The sequence below is a fragment of the Pseudomonas sp. Z003-0.4C(8344-21) genome, assembly GCF_900104975.1.
In the GTDB taxonomy this organism is placed as follows: Bacteria; Pseudomonadota; Gammaproteobacteria; order Pseudomonadales; family Pseudomonadaceae; genus Aquipseudomonas; species Aquipseudomonas granadensis.
The window spans coordinates 5,167,362-5,184,921 of sequence record NZ_LT629756.1 but is presented as its reverse complement, the minus strand read 5'-3'; the positions used below and the strand labels follow the sequence as shown (position 1 = coordinate 5,184,921).

18 protein-coding genes are annotated in these 17,560 nt (G+C 60.2%); 13 read left to right on the top strand and 5 right to left on the bottom strand.

What is annotated here, in order from left to right:
- Nucleotides 1-50 precede the first annotated feature (50 nt).
- From BLU24_RS23495 to purT, 5 genes are all read left to right on the top strand, one after another.
- Nucleotides 51-650 carry a CoA pyrophosphatase gene (locus BLU24_RS23495; RefSeq protein ID WP_090281910.1) on the top strand — a complete coding sequence of 200 codons (600 nt, stop codon included), beginning with the start codon at nt 51-53 and terminating at the stop codon, nt 648-650.
- Between the two features lie 45 nt (nt 651-695).
- Entirely contained in the window at nt 696-1,220 is a 525-nt protein-coding gene (locus tag BLU24_RS23490; RefSeq protein ID WP_090281911.1) for a gamma carbonic anhydrase family protein, read from the top strand.
- The gene (locus BLU24_RS23485) at nt 1,217-1,429 is read left to right on the top strand and encodes a DUF1289 domain-containing protein (protein WP_093104445.1); all 213 of its coding nucleotides are present in this window, start codon (nt 1,217-1,219) and stop codon (nt 1,427-1,429) included. The genes BLU24_RS23490 and BLU24_RS23485 overlap by 4 nt, the downstream gene beginning before the upstream one ends.
- A gap of 222 nt (nt 1,430-1,651) precedes the next feature.
- On the top strand, nt 1,652-2,119 hold the full coding sequence (locus BLU24_RS23480) for a VUT family protein (RefSeq protein ID WP_090281913.1): 468 nt from the start codon (nt 1,652-1,654) through the stop codon (nt 2,117-2,119).
- 100 nt (nt 2,120-2,219) lie between these two features.
- Nucleotides 2,220-3,401, top strand: a complete 1,182-nt coding sequence (gene purT / locus BLU24_RS23475; RefSeq protein WP_093104442.1) for a formate-dependent phosphoribosylglycinamide formyltransferase — start codon at nt 2,220-2,222, stop codon at nt 3,399-3,401.
- 114 nt (nt 3,402-3,515) lie between these two features.
- On the opposite strand, the gene BLU24_RS23470 is transcribed toward purT, so the two are convergent.
- The 3 genes from BLU24_RS23470 to BLU24_RS23460 form a co-directional block, all read right to left on the bottom strand.
- Entirely contained in the window at nt 3,516-4,832 is a 1,317-nt protein-coding gene (locus tag BLU24_RS23470) for an MFS transporter (RefSeq protein ID WP_093104435.1), read from the bottom strand.
- A 223-nt stretch (nt 4,833-5,055) separates the two neighbouring features.
- Nucleotides 5,056-6,297, bottom strand: a complete 1,242-nt coding sequence (locus tag BLU24_RS23465; RefSeq protein WP_093104432.1) for a transporter associated domain-containing protein — start codon at nt 6,295-6,297, stop codon at nt 5,056-5,058.
- Nucleotides 6,298-6,308: 11 nt separating this feature from the next.
- A complete protein-coding gene (locus BLU24_RS23460; protein ID WP_093104429.1) occupies nt 6,309-7,121 on the bottom strand; it encodes a cytochrome C assembly family protein in 813 nt (270 codons plus the stop codon).
- 210 nt (nt 7,122-7,331) lie between these two features.
- Here BLU24_RS23460 and ffh point away from each other — a divergent pair, with 210 nt between their 5' ends.
- The 5 genes from ffh (at nt 7,332) to rplS (ending at nt 10,913) form a co-directional block, all read left to right on the top strand.
- Nucleotides 7,332-8,708 (top strand): signal recognition particle protein, encoded by a 1,377-nt coding sequence (gene ffh, locus BLU24_RS23455; protein WP_090281918.1) that lies wholly within the window; start codon nt 7,332-7,334, stop codon nt 8,706-8,708.
- Nucleotides 8,709-8,969: 261 nt separating this feature from the next.
- Nucleotides 8,970-9,221: a 30S ribosomal protein S16 gene (gene rpsP, locus BLU24_RS23450; protein ID WP_003198088.1), complete on the top strand. Its 252-nt coding sequence runs from the start codon at nt 8,970-8,972 to the stop codon at nt 9,219-9,221.
- 5 nt (nt 9,222-9,226) lie between these two features.
- Nucleotides 9,227-9,763, top strand: a complete 537-nt coding sequence (gene rimM, locus BLU24_RS23445) for a ribosome maturation factor RimM (RefSeq protein ID WP_090281919.1) — start codon at nt 9,227-9,229, stop codon at nt 9,761-9,763.
- A gap of 43 nt (nt 9,764-9,806) precedes the next feature.
- Complete coding sequence (gene trmD, locus BLU24_RS23440) at nt 9,807-10,517, top strand: tRNA (guanosine(37)-N1)-methyltransferase TrmD (RefSeq protein WP_231988031.1); 711 nt, start codon at nt 9,807-9,809, stop codon at nt 10,515-10,517.
- A 45-nt stretch (nt 10,518-10,562) separates the two neighbouring features.
- Nucleotides 10,563-10,913 (top strand): 50S ribosomal protein L19, encoded by a 351-nt coding sequence (gene rplS, locus BLU24_RS23435; RefSeq protein ID WP_003175895.1) that lies wholly within the window; start codon nt 10,563-10,565, stop codon nt 10,911-10,913.
- A gap of 210 nt (nt 10,914-11,123) precedes the next feature.
- Here the strand turns inward: rplS and BLU24_RS23430 are convergent, their stop codons facing one another.
- Both BLU24_RS23430 and BLU24_RS23425 read right to left on the bottom strand, forming a co-directional pair.
- Nucleotides 11,124-12,071 (bottom strand): IS110 family transposase, encoded by a 948-nt coding sequence (locus BLU24_RS23430; protein ID WP_093096277.1) that lies wholly within the window; start codon nt 12,069-12,071, stop codon nt 11,124-11,126.
- A gap of 229 nt (nt 12,072-12,300) precedes the next feature.
- Nucleotides 12,301-14,109, bottom strand: coding sequence for a cation:proton antiporter (locus BLU24_RS23425; RefSeq protein WP_093104426.1), 1,809 nt, complete (start codon nt 14,107-14,109; stop codon nt 12,301-12,303).
- A gap of 108 nt (nt 14,110-14,217) precedes the next feature.
- Between BLU24_RS23425 and xerD the strand changes: the two genes are divergently transcribed.
- The 3 genes from xerD (at nt 14,218) to BLU24_RS23410 (ending at nt 17,539) form a co-directional block, all read left to right on the top strand.
- Nucleotides 14,218-15,114: a site-specific tyrosine recombinase XerD gene (xerD, locus tag BLU24_RS23420; RefSeq protein ID WP_093104423.1), complete on the top strand. Its 897-nt coding sequence runs from the start codon at nt 14,218-14,220 to the stop codon at nt 15,112-15,114.
- A 257-nt stretch (nt 15,115-15,371) separates the two neighbouring features.
- A complete protein-coding gene (gene dsbC / locus BLU24_RS23415; RefSeq protein WP_090281923.1) occupies nt 15,372-16,103 on the top strand; it encodes a bifunctional protein-disulfide isomerase/oxidoreductase DsbC in 732 nt (243 codons plus the stop codon).
- Nucleotides 16,104-16,234: 131 nt separating this feature from the next.
- Nucleotides 16,235-17,539, top strand: coding sequence for a homoserine dehydrogenase (locus tag BLU24_RS23410; RefSeq protein WP_090281924.1), 1,305 nt, complete (start codon nt 16,235-16,237; stop codon nt 17,537-17,539).
- The last annotated feature ends 21 nt before the right edge of the window (nt 17,540-17,560 follow it).

Sequence of the window (17,560 nt, the reverse complement as noted above, 5' to 3'; positions counted from 1 at the left end):
TCGCATCGATTGGTGCATGATGCCGGGTAAGGTACCGATCGAGAACACTCATGCTGGATGAGCTACTGCATAGGGTAAGCAACCACACACCGCGCACGCTGGAGACCGACGCACGCTTTCCCGAGGCCGCCGTACTGGTGCCGATCACCCGCAGCGACGAGCCGGAGCTGGTCCTGACCCTGCGCGCCAGCGGGCTCTCGACCCACGGCGGCGAAGTCGCCTTCCCGGGTGGTCGACGTGACCCGGAAGACCCGGACCTGATCTTCACCGCGCTGCGAGAAGCCGAAGAGGAAATCGGCCTGCCACCGGGGCTGGTGGAAGTCATCGGCCCGCTCAGTCCGCTGATCTCCCTGCATGGCATCAAGGTCACGCCGTACGTCGGGGTGATTCCCGATTTCGTCGAATACCAGCCCAACGATGCCGAAATCGCTGCGGTGTTCAGCGTGCCGCTGGAGTTCTTCCGCAAAGACCCGCGCGAGCACACCCATCGCATCGACTATCAGGGCCGCAGCTGGTACGTGCCGAGCTACCGCTTCGACGAGTACAAGATCTGGGGACTGACGGCGATGATGATCGTCGAACTGGTCAATCTGCTCTATGACGCCAGGATCAACCTGCACGAGCCGCCGAAAAGCTTCATCAATACCTAGCCATCGTTCGAATGGCCCATCACCGCAAGCCCTGAGGACCACACCATGAAATACCGCCTGGGCGACGCCCGTGTCGAAACCCATCCACAGAGCTGGGTCGCCCCCAATGCCGTGCTGGTGGGCAAGGTCAGACTGGAAGAGGGCGCCAACGTCTGGTTCAACGCCGTGCTGCGCGGCGACAACGAACTGATCCTGATCGGCAAGAACAGCAATGTGCAGGACGGCACGGTGATGCACACCGACATGGGCTACCCGCTGACCATTGGCACCGGCGTAACCATCGGCCACAACGCCATGCTCCATGGCTGCACGGTCGGCGATTACAGCCTGATCGGCATCAACGCGGTGATCCTCAACGGTGCGAAGATCGGCAAGAACTGCATCATCGGCGCCAACTCGCTGATCGGCGAGGGCAAGGAGATTCCCGATGGCTCGCTGGTGATGGGCTCGCCGGGCAAGGTTGTACGCGAACTCACCGAGGCGCAAAAGAAGATGCTCGAAGCCAGCGCCGCCCACTATGTGCATAACTCGCAGCGTTATGCCCGCGATCTGGCCGAGCAAGAACAATGACTAGCGCTGAACGACCTGTTGCCTCGCCCTGCGTCAATATCTGTGCGCTGGATGAGGCTGATGTCTGTACCGGGTGCCAGCGTACCGTGGAAGAAATTACCCGCTGGAGCCGCATGAACAATGACGAGCGCCGGGTGGTACTGGGGTTGTGTCATGAGCGGGCGAAGGCTAGTGGGTTGGTGTGGATGTTGCCGGCGAAATCGTCGTGAACCTTAGAAGCCCCTCACCCTGACCCTCTCCCGGGGGAGAGGAGACTGACCGAGGTGTTTTTTGCTGTACGCCGACCTGAAACACCGAGTCGAACCCAGATTTTGAATAGCCCCCGATCTGCTCCCTTTCCCCCTCGCCCCTTGGGGAGAGGGCTGGGGTGAGGGGGTGGCTCTTGACCTTGCGGTCCAGTAACCTGTGCGCCAAATTCACAGGCCGCCCCCATGATCTTTCTTATCGCCTACATCAGCAGCGTAGTGCTGATCAACTTCGCCTTCTCCACCGCGCCGCACCTGGACATCATCTGGTCGGCCTGGGGCGGGCTGGTGTTCGTGCTGCGTGACATGGTGCAAACGCGCTTCGGTCACGGTGCAATCGTGGCGATGCTGGCGGCCCTGGTGCTGTCCTACGTCACCTCCGATCCCTCTATCGCCCTGGCAAGTGCCACGGCGTTCGCGGTCTCCGAGTGCATCGACTGGCTGGTGTTCAGCATCACCAAACGGCCGTTGCGCGACCGCCTGTGGATAAGTTCGGCGCTGAGCATTCCCCTCGATACCTTCATCTTTTTCGGCATGATCGATCTGCTGACCCCGCCGGTGATCATCACCGCCCTGGCCTCGAAATTCGCCGGCGTTACCGCCGTGTGGCTGATCATGGCCTGGCGCGAGCGCAAACAGGCTGTCGCCAGCTGAAGCCAAACCCTCGGGTTCATGTAAAATGCCGCGCTTTCTCCCCATGGAAAGCGCGGCTGGCGTTGCTTTCCTCGATGATCCGCTGCTTTGAGGACCTGAGATGACCCGTATCGGAACTCCACTGTCGCCAACCGCGACCCGCGTATTGCTGTGTGGCTGTGGTGAGTTGGGCAAGGAAGTGGTGATCGAGCTGCAGCGCCTGGGCGTTGAAGTGATCGCCGTCGACCGTTACGCCAACGCGCCGGCCATGCAGGTTGCGCATCGCAGCCATGTGATCAACATGCTCGACGGCGCCGCCCTGCGCGCCGTGATCGAAGCCGAGAAGCCGCACTTCATCGTGCCGGAAATCGAAGCCATCGCCACCGCCACCCTGGTCGAGCTGGAAGCTGAAGGCTTCACCGTGATCCCGACCGCCCGTGCGGCGCAGTTGACCATGAACCGCGAAGGCATCCGTCGTCTGGCCGCTGAAGAACTCGACCTGCCGACCTCGCCGTATCACTTTGCCGATACCTTCGAGGACTACAGCAAAGCCGTTGAAGACCTCGGCTTCCCATGCGTCGTCAAACCGGTCATGAGCTCGTCGGGCAAAGGCCAGAGCCTGCTGCGCAGCGTCGATGACGTGCAGAAGGCCTGGGACTACGCGCAAGAGGGCGGTCGCGCCGGCAAAGGGCGGGTGATCATCGAAGGTTTCATCGACTTCGACTACGAAATCACGCTGCTCACCGTGCGTCACGTCGGCGGCACCACGTTCTGCGCGCCGGTCGGTCACCGTCAGGAAAAAGGCGATTACCAGGAATCCTGGCAGCCACAGGCCATGAGCCCGATTGCCCTGGCTGAATCCGAGCGCGTGGCCAAAGCAGTCACCGAAGCGCTGGGTGGCCGTGGCATCTTCGGCGTCGAGCTGTTCATCAAAGGTGATCAGGTGTGGTTCAGCGAAGTGTCGCCGCGCCCGCATGACACCGGTCTGGTCACGCTGATCTCCCAGGACCTGTCCCAGTTCGCCTTGCACGCTCGCGCGATTCTGGGCTTGCCGGTACCGCTGATCCGTCAGTTCGGGCCATCGGCTTCGGCGGTGATTCTGGTGGAAGGGCAATCGACCCAGACTGCCTTCGCCAACCTCGGCGCCGCGCTGAGCGAGCCGGACACGGCGTTGCGTCTGTTCGGCAAACCTGAAGTCAACGGTCAGCGCCGCATGGGCGTGGCACTGGCGCGGGATGAATCGATCGAGGCCGCGCGAGCCAAGGCGACCCGTGCGTCTCAAGCGGTTGTTGTAGAGCTCTAAACCGCATCGCGGCCATCGCCAGCAGGCTGGCTCCCACATTGGATTGAGTGATCACAAAATTTGTGGCCAACCGATTACCCCTGTGGGAGCCAGCCTGCTGGCGATGCTGTTGAATCAGGCAACCCGATTCAGATCGTTATTCTTCGTTTCCTTCAGGCACAGCACCGCAATCAAGCTCAGCACCGCGGCCGCCGACACATACCCGCCGACATAACTCAAACCGCCCATTGCCACCAGTTTCTGCGCGAAGAACGGCGCCGCCGAGGCTCCGACAATTCCACCCAGGTTATACGCCGCCGACGCGCCGGTATAACGCACATGGGTCGGAAACAACTCCGGCAGCAGCGCGCCCATCGGCGCGAACGTCACGCCCATCAAGAACAGTTCGATGCACAGGAACAGCGCCACGCCCCAGGTCGAGCCCTGAGTCAGCAACGGTTCCATCAGAAACCCGGAAAGCACCGCCAGCACGCCGCCGATGATCAATACCGGTTTGCGCCCGTAGCGGTCGCTGGCCCAGGCCGACAACGGTGTCGCAGCGGCCATGAACAGCACGGCAAAACACAGCAGGCCGAGGAAGGTCTCGCGGCTGTAACCCAGGGTGGACACCCCGTAGCTCAGAGAAAACACCGTCGAGATATAGAACAGCGCGTAGCACACCACCATCGCCGCTGCGCCCAGCAACGTCGGCGCCCAGTACTGGCTGAACAGTTCAACCAGCGGCACTTTCACCCGCTCATGACGAGCAATCGCGTTGGCGAACACCGGCGTTTCGTGCAGCTTGAGGCGTACATACAGGCCGACCATCACCAGCGCGGCGCTGAGCAGAAACGGAATGCGCCAGCCCCAGCTCCGGAACTGCTCGTCATCGAGGGTCATGGCCAGGGTCAGGAACAGACCGTTGGCGGCGAGAAAACCGATCGAAGGCCCCAGTTGCGGGAACATGCCGAACCAGGCGCGCTTGCCTTTCGGCGCGTTTTCCGTGGCCAGCAACGCAGCTCCGCCCCATTCGCCGCCCAGCCCCAGACCTTGGCCGAAGCGCAGCACGCACAACAGGATTGGCGCCCATGCGCCGATGCTGTCGTACCCCGGCAACACGCCGATCAATGTGGTGCAGACGCCCATCAGCAGCAATGAGGCGACCAGCGTCGATTTGCGCCCGATGCGGTCACCGAAGTGGCCGAACAGCGCCGAGCCGAGCGGGCGGGCGAGGAAGGCGATGCCGAACGTCAGAAACGCCGAGAGCATCTGTGCGGTGCCCGATGTTTGCGGAAAGAACACCGGCCCGATCACCAGCGCGGCTGCGGTGGCGTAAACATAGAAGTCGTAGAACTCGATGGCGGTGCCGATAAAACTTGCCGTCGCCACGCGGGTGGCGGAATTGGTCGGCTGGGCAGGCGCGTTGTCGCGCAAAGCGGTCGTGGTGGTCATGCGGTGATCCCTGACAGTCATGAGCTCCGTTGGAGCGAATTATTATGGTCGAACACCCAGGGATGTGGGGTAGGGCGCGAGCGCTGTTTCGAGTAGGAACAGTCGTCGGTTTGCGGCGAAAACAGTCGCGATCCGTGGCGTGCCGGGTAAGCACAGGGGTCGTCGGCGCTTGGGTAAGCTCGGCGATTATAGGAAGGGGGCTAACGCTTGAACAAGAGGCGATCTAGCGTGCCGGTATCAAGACTGGCACAGAGGAGGTCAGCCAGATCAGCACCTTGCTCACGCGGTTGTCTTCGGTCTCGAGGATTTCCAGGCGATAACGGCCGATCTTCAGGCAAACCGCGCTTTCCGGAATGGTTTCCAACGCCTCGGTCACCAGCCCGTTGAGGGTTTTCGGCCCGTCGCTGGGCAGGTGCCAGCCCAGGCATTTGTTCAGTTCGCGGATCGACGCGGCACCATCGATCACCATGCGCCCGTCGGCTTGCGGGTGGATGTGCGGGTTATCGAGGCTGTGCTCGCTTTCGAATTCGCCAACGATCTCTTCGAGAATATCTTCCAGCGTGACGATACCGAGCACTTCGCCGTATTCGTCGACCACCATGCCCAGGCGCCGCTGTTGCTTGTGAAAGTTCAGCAGTTGCAGTTGCAACGGGGTGCTTTCTGGAACGAAGTAGGGTTCGTAGCTGGCTGCCAGCAGGGCTTCTCGCGTAAGTTCGCCGTTGCTCAGCAAGTGGCCGACCTGACGGGTGTTGAGTACCGCTTCGACCTGATTGATGTCGCTGTGAAACACCGGCAGGCGCGTGCGTTCGTTATTTCGCAGTTGCTCGATGATCGCTTCGATCGGATCGTCGAGGTTGATGCCGTCGACGTCACTGCGCGGCACCAGAATATCGTTGACGGTGATGTTGTCCAGCGCGTGGATCCCGGAGACCGGGTGCGCACGAACCGGATGTTCGGCATCGTCATGACGGTCGGCGGGCGCTTCGTCTTCGCTGTGTTGCACGACTTGGGCCTTGCGCACGAACGGGCTCATCAGCAGGCTGCTGAGGCGGCTGAACAGCCAGGCAAACGGATAGACAATCTTCAGCGGTACCGCCAGAAGGGTATTGCCGAGCCCCAGCACTGCATCGGGATAACGCTGGGCCACGCTGCGCGGAAAGTAATCGGCGAACACCAGCAGGATGGCGCCGACGCCGAGGCATGCTGCCCAAGGGCCGTTTTCCGCACAAAGGAAAATCGCCAGCAAGGTGGCAATCACCACCGCCAGCGCGCGGCACAGGGTGTTGCACAGGATCAGACTGTCGAGCGGAAAGTTGAGCTTGGCCAGCGGCTTATCGCTGGCGCGCGAGGCGGTGCGCTGCGCGAGCAACTGCTGTTGCGCGATTTCGACGGCGGTAAACAGCCCTGACCACACAATCAGCAGAGCGAATACCGCGAGCATCGGCCCTATGGGCAAACCGTCCATTTATACGCCCGTCAGATGTGCAGAATGTATTCGCGAACCAGTTTGCTGCCGAAATACGCCAACATCAGCAGGCAGAAACCGGCGAGCGTCCAGCGAATCGCCTTGTGGCCGCGCCAGCCGAGGCGATTGCGCCCCCACAACAGCACGCTGAACACGATCCACGCCAGGCACGCCAGCAGGGTCTTGTGCACCAGATGCTGGGCGAACAGGTTCTCGACGAACAGCCAGCCGGAGATCAGCGACAGCGACAGCAGCGTCCAGCCGGCCCAAAGGAAACCGAACAGCAGACTTTCCATGGTTTGCAGCGGCGGGAAGTTCTTGATCAGCCCGGACGGGTGCTTGTGCTTGAGCTGGTGGTCTTGCACCAGCAGCAGCAAGGCCTGAAACACCGCGATGGTGAACATGCCGTAGGCCAGGATCGACAGCAGGATGTGGGCGAGAATGCCCGGCTCTTCATCGATGATCTGCACCGTACCGGTCGGCGCGAATTGCGCCAGCAGTACGGTGATTGCACCGAGCGGAAACAGCAGAACCAGCAGGTTCTCCACCGGAATTCTCGAACAGGCCAGCAGGGTCAGCGCGATCACCGCCGCAGCAATCAGGCTGGAAGCGCTGAAGAAATCCAGGCCCAGGCCGATCGGCGTCAACAGATGAGTCAGCAGGCTGGCGCCGTGGGCGATGACGGCGAGCACGCCGAGGCTGACCAGCAGGCGCTTGTTCGCCTTGGCGCCAGTGGCCAGACGGGTGCTTTGATACAGGGTCGCAGCGGCATACAGGAGGGCGGCGGCGAGGGTGGTCAGTAAGCTGGGTGACAAGGGGAGCATAAATCCTGATGGGCGGGCCCGAAAGACGCTGAGTTTGGCATAGAACCGCCGCGACACGAAAGACTCGGCAAGCTGACAGCGAGGTGTGCGCCGGGCGCAGTCTTCGCTATAATCCGCGACCTGCCCACGCCGCAGGCTCGCCGAGCACATGTTGATTCCGGTCTGGGCCGCCATTATCCCGGTCTGTACAGGGCCTGAAAGGATCGCGCAATGTTTGAAAACTTAACCGACCGTCTCTCGCAGACGCTGCGCCATGTCACCGGCAAGGCGAAGCTGACCGAGGACAACATCAAAGACACCCTGCGTGAAGTGCGCATGGCGTTGCTCGAAGCCGACGTCGCGCTGCCGGTGGTCAAGGACTTCGTCAATTCGGTCAAGGAACGCGCCGTCGGCACCGAGGTGTCGCGCAGCCTGACGCCGGGCCAGGCGTTCGTGAAGATCGTCCAGGCCGAACTCGAAAGCCTGATGGGCGCCGCCAACGAAGACCTGAACCTGAGCGCCGTGCCGCCAGCAGTCATTCTGATGGCCGGTCTGCAGGGTGCCGGTAAAACCACTACCGCCGGCAAGCTCGCGCGCTTCCTTAAGGAGCGCAAGAAGAAGTCGGTCATGGTCGTGTCGGCGGACGTTTACCGTCCTGCGGCGATCAAGCAGCTGGAAACCCTGGCCAACGACATCGGCGTGACGTTCTTTCCGTCCGACCTGAGCCAGAAGCCGGTCGACATCGCCAGCGCCGCTATTAAAGAAGCCAAGCTGAAATTCATCGACGTGGTCATCGTCGATACCGCCGGTCGTCTGCACATCGACGAAGAGATGATGGGCGAGATCAAGGCGCTGCACGCGGCGATCAACCCGGTCGAAACGCTGTTCGTGGTCGATGCCATGACCGGCCAGGACGCCGCCAACACGGCCAAGGCATTCGGTGATGCGCTGCCGCTGACCGGCGTGATCCTGACCAAGGTCGACGGCGACGCCCGTGGCGGTGCTGCGCTGTCGGTACGCGCGATCACTGGCAAGCCGATCAAGTTCATCGGTATGGGCGAGAAGAGCGAAGCGCTCGATCCGTTCCATCCCGAGCGTATCGCCTCGCGCATCCTCGGCATGGGCGACGTGCTCAGCCTGATCGAACAGGCCGAAGCGACCCTCGACAAGGACAAGGCCGACAAACTGGCCAAGAAACTGAAGAAGGGCAAGGGCTTCGACCTCGAAGACTTCCGCGATCAGTTGCAACAGATGAAGAACATGGGCGGCCTCGGCGGGCTCATGGACAAACTGCCGAGCATCGGCGGTGTCAACCTGTCGCAGATGGGCAATGCCCAGAACGCCGCTGAGAAGCAGTTCAAACAGATGGAAGCCATCATCAACTCGATGACCCCGGCCGAGCGCCGCGATCCAGAGCTGATCAGTGGTTCGCGCAAGCGCCGCATCGCCATGGGTTCCGGCACTCAGGTGCAGGACATCGGCCGCTTGATCAAGCAGCACAAGCAGATGCAGAAGATGATGAAGAAATTCTCCGCCAAGGGCGGAATGGCGAAAATGATGCGCGGCATGGGCGGAATGTTGCCCGGCGGCGGCATGCCGAAAATGTGAGACAGGACACCAAGACTTCGCCGGTCGTCGCACCGGCGCAGACCCTGCAAGGACGCAGGATCAACAGCAAACCCGCACTCGGCGGGAGCTGACTGGCCGTTTTCATCGACGGCTCTCCATGCAAATCTGCACGGCATGCCACAGGCGCCGGAAAAAGTCATTTGCAAAAGTCCGGATATTCCTTAGAATATGCGGCCTTTCGGGCACCCATGCCCGCTGTGCATTTAGATTTGCAGCACCGACTACAGGAACGATGTTCACATGCTAACAATCCGTCTTGCCCTTGGCGGCTCCAAAAAGCGCCCGTTTTACCACCTGACCGTAACCGACTCGCGTAACCCGCGTGACGGCTCCCACAAAGAACAGGTTGGCTTCTTCAACCCTGTTGCCCGTGGTCAGGAAGTTCGTCTGTCCGTGAACCAAGAGCGCGTAGCCTACTGGCTGAGCGTTGGTGCACAGCCTTCTGAGCGCGTTGCTCAGTTGTTGAAGGAATCTGCCAAGGCTGCGGCCTGAGCAATATGAACGCGACGCCTGCTGTTGCCGATGATTTGATCGTTATTGGCAAAATTTATTCTGTTCATGGCGTTCGCGGCGAAGTGAAGGTGTATTCCTTTACTGATCCGACTGAAAACCTGTTGCAGTACAAAACCTGGACGCTCAAGCGCGAAGGCAATGTCAAACAGGTCGAGCTGGTCAGTGGACGCGGGAGCGACAAGTTCCTGGTCGCCAAGCTCAAGGGTCTTGATGATCGTGAAGAAGCTCGTCTTCTGGCCGGTTACGAGATCTGCGTGCCGCGCAACCTGTTCGCTGAATTGACCGAAGGCGAGTACTACTGGTACCAGCTGGAAGGTCTGAAGGTCATCGACACCCTTGGGCAATTGCTCGGGAAAATCGATCATCTTCTGGAAACCGGCGCCAATGATGTAATGGTCGTCAAGCCTTGCGCTGGCAGCCTGGATGATCGCGAACGCCTGTTGCCGTATACCGGGCAATGCGTGTTGGCCGTCGACCTGGCCGCGGGCGAGATGAAGGTGGATTGGGACGCGGACTTCTGACGTGGCTAACTTGCGCGTTGAAGTGATCAGTTTGTTTCCCGAGATGTTTTCCGCCATTGGCGATTACGGCATCACCAGTCGTGCGGTCAAACAGGGGCTCTTGCAGCTGACCTGTTGGAATCCGCGAGATTACACGACGGATCGGCATCACACTGTGGACGATCGCCCGTTTGGCGGTGGTCCGGGCATGGTGATGAAGATCAAGCCCCTGGAAGATGCTCTGGTTCAGGCCAAGGCAGCAGCCGGGGAGGCGGCGAAGGTGATTTACCTGTCCCCCCAAGGCCGTCAGCTGACTCAGTCGGCGGTACGCGAGCTGGCACAATCGGATGCATTGATCCTGATTGCCGGCCGCTATGAAGGCATTGACGAGCGCTTTATTGAGGCTCATGTCGATGAAGAGTGGTCGATTGGCGACTATGTACTGTCTGGCGGCGAGCTGCCGGCCATGGTCCTGATCGATGCGGTTACACGACTGCTGCCTGGAGCTTTAGGGCATGCGGATTCCGCTGAGGAAGATTCCTTTACGGATGGTCTGCTGGATTGCCCGCACTACACCCGACCGGAGGTGTATGCGGATCAGCGTGTTCCCGACGTGTTGCTGAGTGGCAATCACGCGCATATCCGGCGTTGGCGTTTACAGCAGTCCCTTGGTAGGACCTATGAACGACGCGCCGATCTTCTGGAAAGCCGCTCGCTTTCTGGAGAAGAGAAGAAGCTGCTCGAGGAATACATCCGCGAGCGGGACGATAGTTAACAACGTATCGATGGTAGATCGAACGATTTACCTTAGGAGCACAGCATGACCAATAAAATCATCCTTGCACTCGAAGCAGAGCAGATGACCAAAGAAATCCCTACCTTTGCCCCGGGCGACACCATTGTCGTTCAGGTGAAAGTGAAGGAAGGCGATCGTTCCCGTCTGCAAGCGTTCGAAGGCGTTGTCATCGCCAAGCGTAACCGCGGCGTGAACAGTGCGTTCACCGTTCGTAAAATCTCCAACGGTGTTGGCGTAGAACGTACTTTCCAGACCTACTCGCCGCAAATCGACAGCATGGCTGTCAAGCGTCGCGGTGACGTACGTAAAGCCAAGCTGTACTACCTGCGCGACCTGTCGGGTAAAGCAGCTCGCATCAAGGAAAAACTGGCTTAAGTCCAGCTTCCGATGCAGAAAAAAGCAGCCTTCGGGCTGCTTTTTTGTTGCCTGCGTTTTGTGCTGCACAGGGCCTTCAGTCTATCCGTGAGCGAGCCGCGGCTTTTCGCGAGCAGGCTCGCACAGAGGAGTGCGTTCCAAATGGGGAGGGTTGCTCCCACAGGAATATGCATTCCAAATGTGGGAGATTCTATGGTTCATGCCTAGCCCCTAAACGCCTTTGGGTGAGTATTCGCTCTGGTTTTTCAACAGAGCAAATACCACCCGTGCAAGCTTGCGGGCTAGTGCGACCAGTGCTTGGGTAGTGCTCAAACCACGCCCTCTCATAGCCTCATAAAACCCTTTCCACACCGAGGTCCGACTGGCCGCCATTGCAGCGTTGTGCAGCAATCGACGTGCCTCAGGGTCGCCTCGTTTGGTCAGGCAGCGCCGGCCTTTCTTTTTGCCTGAGTCCGCTATGCGCAGATCCATGCCTAGAAAAGCGATGAAAGCGTCGGCATTCCTGAAGTCCCCACGCTGAAAGGATGCGAGCAAGCGGGCGCCAGTCAACGTACCGATGCCTTCGACCTTCATGCAGCGCTTGAGCTGTGCGCCCAAACCGGCTTCTTCTATCTGCGTCAGGATCGTTTTTTCAAGCAAGGTTTCCAGCCTTTGCATGGCGCTTATCTGATTCTTGAAAGCGGTTTTGAGCAGCGGCTCATTCTCCCAGCTCTGCTTGAGGCTGACACGAGCCTGAACCAGAGCCGCACGACGCCGGAACAGACTGATGAGCCGGCAATACAGCGGAGACGGCGGTGTCCAAGGGCGCAAATGGTCCCCTTCGTTTGTCAGATAGCGGGCCAATAAACGAGCATCCAGCGCATCAGTTTTAGCGCGAACGTTCACGCCTTTGCGGTAATGACTGAGTTCATAACCGCCAACCATATAGATCCTGCAGCCATCCGCGTGCGCCAGCTCGGCGAACTCCTGGTGATAAATATTGGTGGCTTCGATGGCGATTGCTACTGGTTTGGCAACGGTCTTGAGCCATTTCTTGATCGCCGTTTTGGTATTGGAGATTGTCTCGAGCCGATCTGATTCGACGTGATAAATCACCAGTTCGTCTTTGGCGACATCAACCCCGACAATCGACTGGGTAGTAGCGACGGGCATTGCCATGAGAAATCCTCCGGGCTAAGGTTTGAACACTTGAAGGGTTCACCCAGAGGCGCAGGCTTGTTCCTATCGTCGGTCTAGGCCAGATGCATTCTTTATCGGCGCTTGGGTGAAAGGAGGAGGGTGAAAATCTCCCACGGTCTGTACTGCGCTAACAGTCAGAATCGAGCCTTGTCCCTCCTCCTCCCTTCAAGTCCTACCATACAAGCGAGCCTGCTCGCGATTCGATCTGTCAGGCGCTGGAAACTTCCGGTTGAATCAACGCCAGCAACGTCCACCCCGCCCCTGGCTTCAATGTCGTTTCCGGCGTCACTACATGCACCCAGCCACTGTCATCGCGCATGAACAACAAGGTGGCTCGATTGCGGTGCAGCGCGCGGTAGTCCTCCCAGCCGAAGCCGTCCGTCAACGTTGTGCTGTATAGCTCGGCACCCTGGCCCATTTGCCCGGCCAGTTTCGAATAGGTCAGCGCCTCACTGCCCAATTGGTTGCCGCGATGTTCCAGACTCGCCCGATGCTTGTCGCTGCGCCGGCTCTCATGCCCGCTGGCCAGACCAAACAAGCGCTGATGGCCGAAGTCATGACGAAAGCGCATCGCCGCCAATGTATTGAGTTCACCCGAGGGTGAGAGCGCCAGCAAATGCCCCAGCCCGACCAGATCCAGATGTGCATCGGCGTGCTGTGAGGCCGGGTTGCCGAAGTAGGTCGGCAGACCTTCCATACGCGCCGCACGAATGTTTTCCCAGCTCGAATCGGTCAGCGGTACGCGACTGCCCAGTTGTTGCAGTGATTTGCCCAGTTCTCGCGCCGGGCTGTTGGCGCCGACGATCAGGAAGCCACTCGGTGCCGGCTCCGCGACCTTGAGCAGGCGTGCCAGCGGGCGCGCCGTGGCACTTTGCAGGACCACCGTGCCGATAATGACCGCAAAGGTCAGCGGCACCAGCAACAGCGCACCTTCGTGGCCGGCTTCGTCCAGGCGAATGGCGAAAATCGCCGACACCGCAGCCGCCACGATTCCGCGTGGGGCAATCCAGCACAGCAGCGCGCGTTCACGCCAGCTCAGGCTGGAGCCCGCCGTACTGAGCAGCACGTTCAATGGCCGGGCGACCAACTGGATCACCAGCAGCAGAATCAACACCAGCGGCCCCAGCCCGATCAGCGCATTCAAATCAAGCCGCGCCGCCAACAGGATGAACAATCCGGAAATCAGCAACACGCTGAGGTTTTCCTTGAAGTGCAGGATGTGCCGCACATCCACGCCTTTCATGTTCGCCAGCCACATGCCCATCAGCGTGACCGCCAGCAAACCGGACTCATGCATCACCGCGTTGGCGGCAATAAAGATCCCGAGCACCGCTGCCAGCGAGGCGAGGTTGTGTAGATATTCCGGAAGCCATTGTCGACGGATCACCGTGCCGAGCACCCAGCCGCCGACAATGCCGAACGCTGCACCGCAGACAATCACCCCGCCGAAAGTGAACAGGCTCTGCTTGAGGCCGTGCCCTTCAACGCTGGCAATGATGAAGCTGTACACCACCACGGCGAGCAGCGCGCCGATCGGGTCAATGACGATGCCTTCCCAGCGCAGAATATTGGCGATCGAGGCTTTCGGCCGCACCACCCGCAGCATCGGTACGATCACCGTCGGGCCGGTGATCAGCGTCAGGCTGCCGAACAGGATCGCCAGCATCCAGTCGAAACCGAGCAGAAAATGCGTGGCGACGGCGATGACGATCCAGGTCGAAATCGCCCCGAACGTGACCAGTCGATGAACGACGCTGCCGATCTCTTTCCATTCCGACAGGTGCAGGGTCAGGCTGCCCTCGAACAGAATCAGCGCGACCGCCAGCGACACCAGTGGCATCAACAGTGGGCCGAACATTTCCTGCGGATCGAGCCAGCCAAGCACCGGGCCGACGAGGATGCCGCTCAACAGCAGAAACAGAATCGCTGGCAACTTCAGGCGCCAGGCCAACCATTGGCAACCGAGCGCTGCCGCGCCAATCCCGCCAAATGCCAAGAGAATTTGCTGCTCGTTCATTGATGCTCCCTGTTCCTTGATCTGGCTGGCTATGAAAGACTAGCGGCCATTCCCGACGTTCACTGTCTATTTGCGCGCAGTGTGAAAAACTGCCTGCCATGAGCACCCATGCCTGCCATCGACCACCCGCTGATTGACCAATTCCTCGACGCTTTATGGCTGGAAAAAGGCCTGTCGGATAACACCCGCGGCGCCTACCGCAGCGATCTGGCGCTGTTCAATGGCTGGCTGCAGGAGAAAAACCTCGAACTGATCAACGCCGGCCGCGAGCTGATTCTTGATCATTTGGCCTGGCGCCTGGAGCAGAACTACAAGCCGCGCTCCACCGCCAGATTTCTCTCCGGCGTGCGTGGCTTTTATCGCTATCTGCTGCGGGAAAAGCTGATCAGTGTCGACCCGACCTTGCGCATCGACATGCCACAGCTGGGGCGGCCGTTGCCCAAGTCGCTGTCGGAGGCCGACGTCGAGGCGCTGCTCAAGGCACCGGACCTGAGCGAAGCCATCGGCCAGCGTGATCGCGCCATGCTCGAAGTCCTGTATGCCTGCGGCTTGCGCGTGACCGAACTGGTCAGCCTGACGCTGGAGCAGGTCAACCTGCGCCAGGGTGTGCTGCGGGTGATGGGCAAGGGCAGCAAGGAACGGCTGGTGCCGATGGGCGAGGAGGCGATTGTCTGGGTTGAGCGCTATATGCGCGACGGACGTGGCGAATTGCTCAGCGGGCGGCCCAGCGATGTGCTGTTCCCCAGTCAGCGTGGCGAACAGATGACCCGTCAGACCTTCTGGCACCGGATCAAACATCAGGCCAAAGTTGCCGGGATCAACAAATCGCTGTCACCGCACACCCTGCGTCATGCGTTCGCCACGCACTTGCTCAATCACGGCGCGGATTTGCGCGTGGTGCAGATGTTGCTCGGCCATAGCGATCTGTCCACAACGCAGATCTACACCCATGTCGCGCGCGCACGTTTGCAGGACCTGCACGCCAAACACCACCCGCGCGGCTGAACAACAATCCCCTGTAGGAGTGAGCCTGCTCGCGATAGCGGTGTGTCAGTCCCCGTTGCATTATCAGGACTACCGCTATCGCGAGCAGGCTCACTCCTACAGATTCTTCAGTGCTCTCGAAATCCATGGCGACCGGCGCATTCGGCCACCGTGACCTTATGTGTTAGGCTTTGCCGGTTTGCACGATGGGCGGTTATGACCCGGTGTTCCGGCACGGGCGTTCTGATCGTTCCATTTGTCCGCCTTCAGGAGTTCTCATGCGTCTGACCCAGATTTTCGCCGCCGCAGCCCTTGCGTTGGTCAGCACCTTTGCCGCCGCCGATGACGCGGCCGATAAAGCCATTCGTCAAAGCCTCGAAAAGCTCGAACTCGAGGTTCCGGTCGAAAGCATCAGCGCCAGCCCGCTGCCGGGCATGTACGAAGTCAAGCTCCAGGGCAGCCGCGTGCTCTACGCCAGTGCCGATGGCCAGTACATCGTTCAGGGCAATCTCTACCAACTGGCGAACGGCAAACCGGTCAACCTGACCGAGAAGACCGAACGCCTGGGCATCTCCAGGCTGATCAATGCCATTCCGGTGGCCGAGACCGTGGTTTATCCGGCGGTCGGCGAAACCAAGTCGCACATCACCGTGTTCACCGATACCACCTGCCCGTACTGCCACAAGCTGCACGCCGAAGTGCCGGAGCTGAACAAGCGCGGCATCGAAGTGCGTTACGTGGCGTTCCCGCGTCAGGGCCTGAATTCGCCAGGCGATGAACAGCTGCAAGCGGTGTGGTGCTCGAAAGACAAGAAAGCCGCCATGGACAAAATGGTCGATGGCAAGGAAATCAAGGCCGCCAAGTGCGATAACCCGGTTTCCAGACAGTTCGCCCTTGGTCAGTCGATCGGCGTGAACGGCACACCGGCCATCGTTTTGGCCGACGGGCAAGTCATTCCGGGCTACCAGCCTGCGCCACAAGTCGCCAAACTGGCGCTGGGCGCGAAGTAATTCGCATCGTCACGGTCCGCCGCTGACGATCATGGTCCGGCAGCCACATCGCCGGGCCATCAATAGAGAGCCGCGAGCACGCGGTTGTTTTCCGGCCGACCCTGCGTCGGCCGTTTTATGGGGAGTTCACAGTGAATCCGGTCAAAGTAGGCATCTGTGGGTTAGGGACCGTCGGTGGCGGGACCTTCAACGTACTTCAGCGCAACGCCGAGGAAATTGCTCGTCGTGCCGGGCGTGGGATCGAAGTGGCACAAATTGCCATGCGCACGCCAAAGCCTCAGTTCCAGACGACCGGTATTGCGATTACCAACGATGTCTTCGAAGTGGCCACGAACCCTGAGATCGACATCGTCATAGAGCTGATGGGCGGCTACACCGTTGCCCGCGAGCTGGTACTCAAGGCCATCGAGAATGGCAAGCATGTGGTCACCGCGAACAAGGCGCTGATAGCCGTTCACGGTAATGAAATTTTCGCCAAGGCACGCGAGAAAGGCGTGATCGTGGCATTCGAAGCAGCGGTGGCCGGGGGTATTCCGGTGATCAAGGCGATTCGTGAGGGCCTGTCGGCCAACCGCATCAACTGGGTCGCGGGGATCATCAACGGCACCGGGAACTTCATCCTCACCGAAATGCGCGAGAAGGGCCGTACGTTCGAAGACGTGCTGGCCGAAGCGCAGGCGCTGGGCTATGCCGAAGCCGATCCGACCTTCGACGTCGAAGGCATCGATGCGGCGCACAAGCTGACCATCCTGGCCTCGATCGCGTTCGGTATTCCGCTGCAGTTCGACAAGGCGTACACCGAAGGCATCACCAAACTGACCACCGCTGACGTGAATTACGCCGAAGCGCTGGGCTACCGCATCAAGCACCTGGGCGTAGCGCGCAGCACCGCTGCCGGTATCGAGTTGCGCGTACACCCGACGCTGATCCCGGCCGATCGCCTGATCGCCAACGTCAACGGTGTGATGAACGCGGTGATGGTCAACGGTGACGCGGCCGGTTCGACGCTGTTCTACGGCGCTGGCGCCGGCATGGAGCCAACCGCTTCGTCGGTGATCGCCGATCTGGTCGACGTAGTGCGTGCGATGACCTCCGACCCGGAAAACCGCGTACCGCACCTGGCCTTCCAGCCGGACTCGCTGTCGGCGCATCCGATCCTGCCGATCGAAGCCTGCGAAAGCGCTTATTACCTGCGCATTCAGGCCAAGGACCACCCGGGCGTTCTCGCTCAGGTGGCAAGCATCCTGTCGGAGCGCGGCATCAATATCGAATCGATCATGCAGAAGGAAGTCGAAGAGCATGACGGCCTGGTGCCGATGATCCTGCTGACTCACCGCGTGGTCGAGCAGCGCATCAACGATGCGATCGCCGCACTTGAAGCGCTCGCAGGCGTTGACGGCCCGGTCGTACGAATCCGCGTCGAACATTTGAACTAAAAAAGCAGCGGCAAGCTTCGA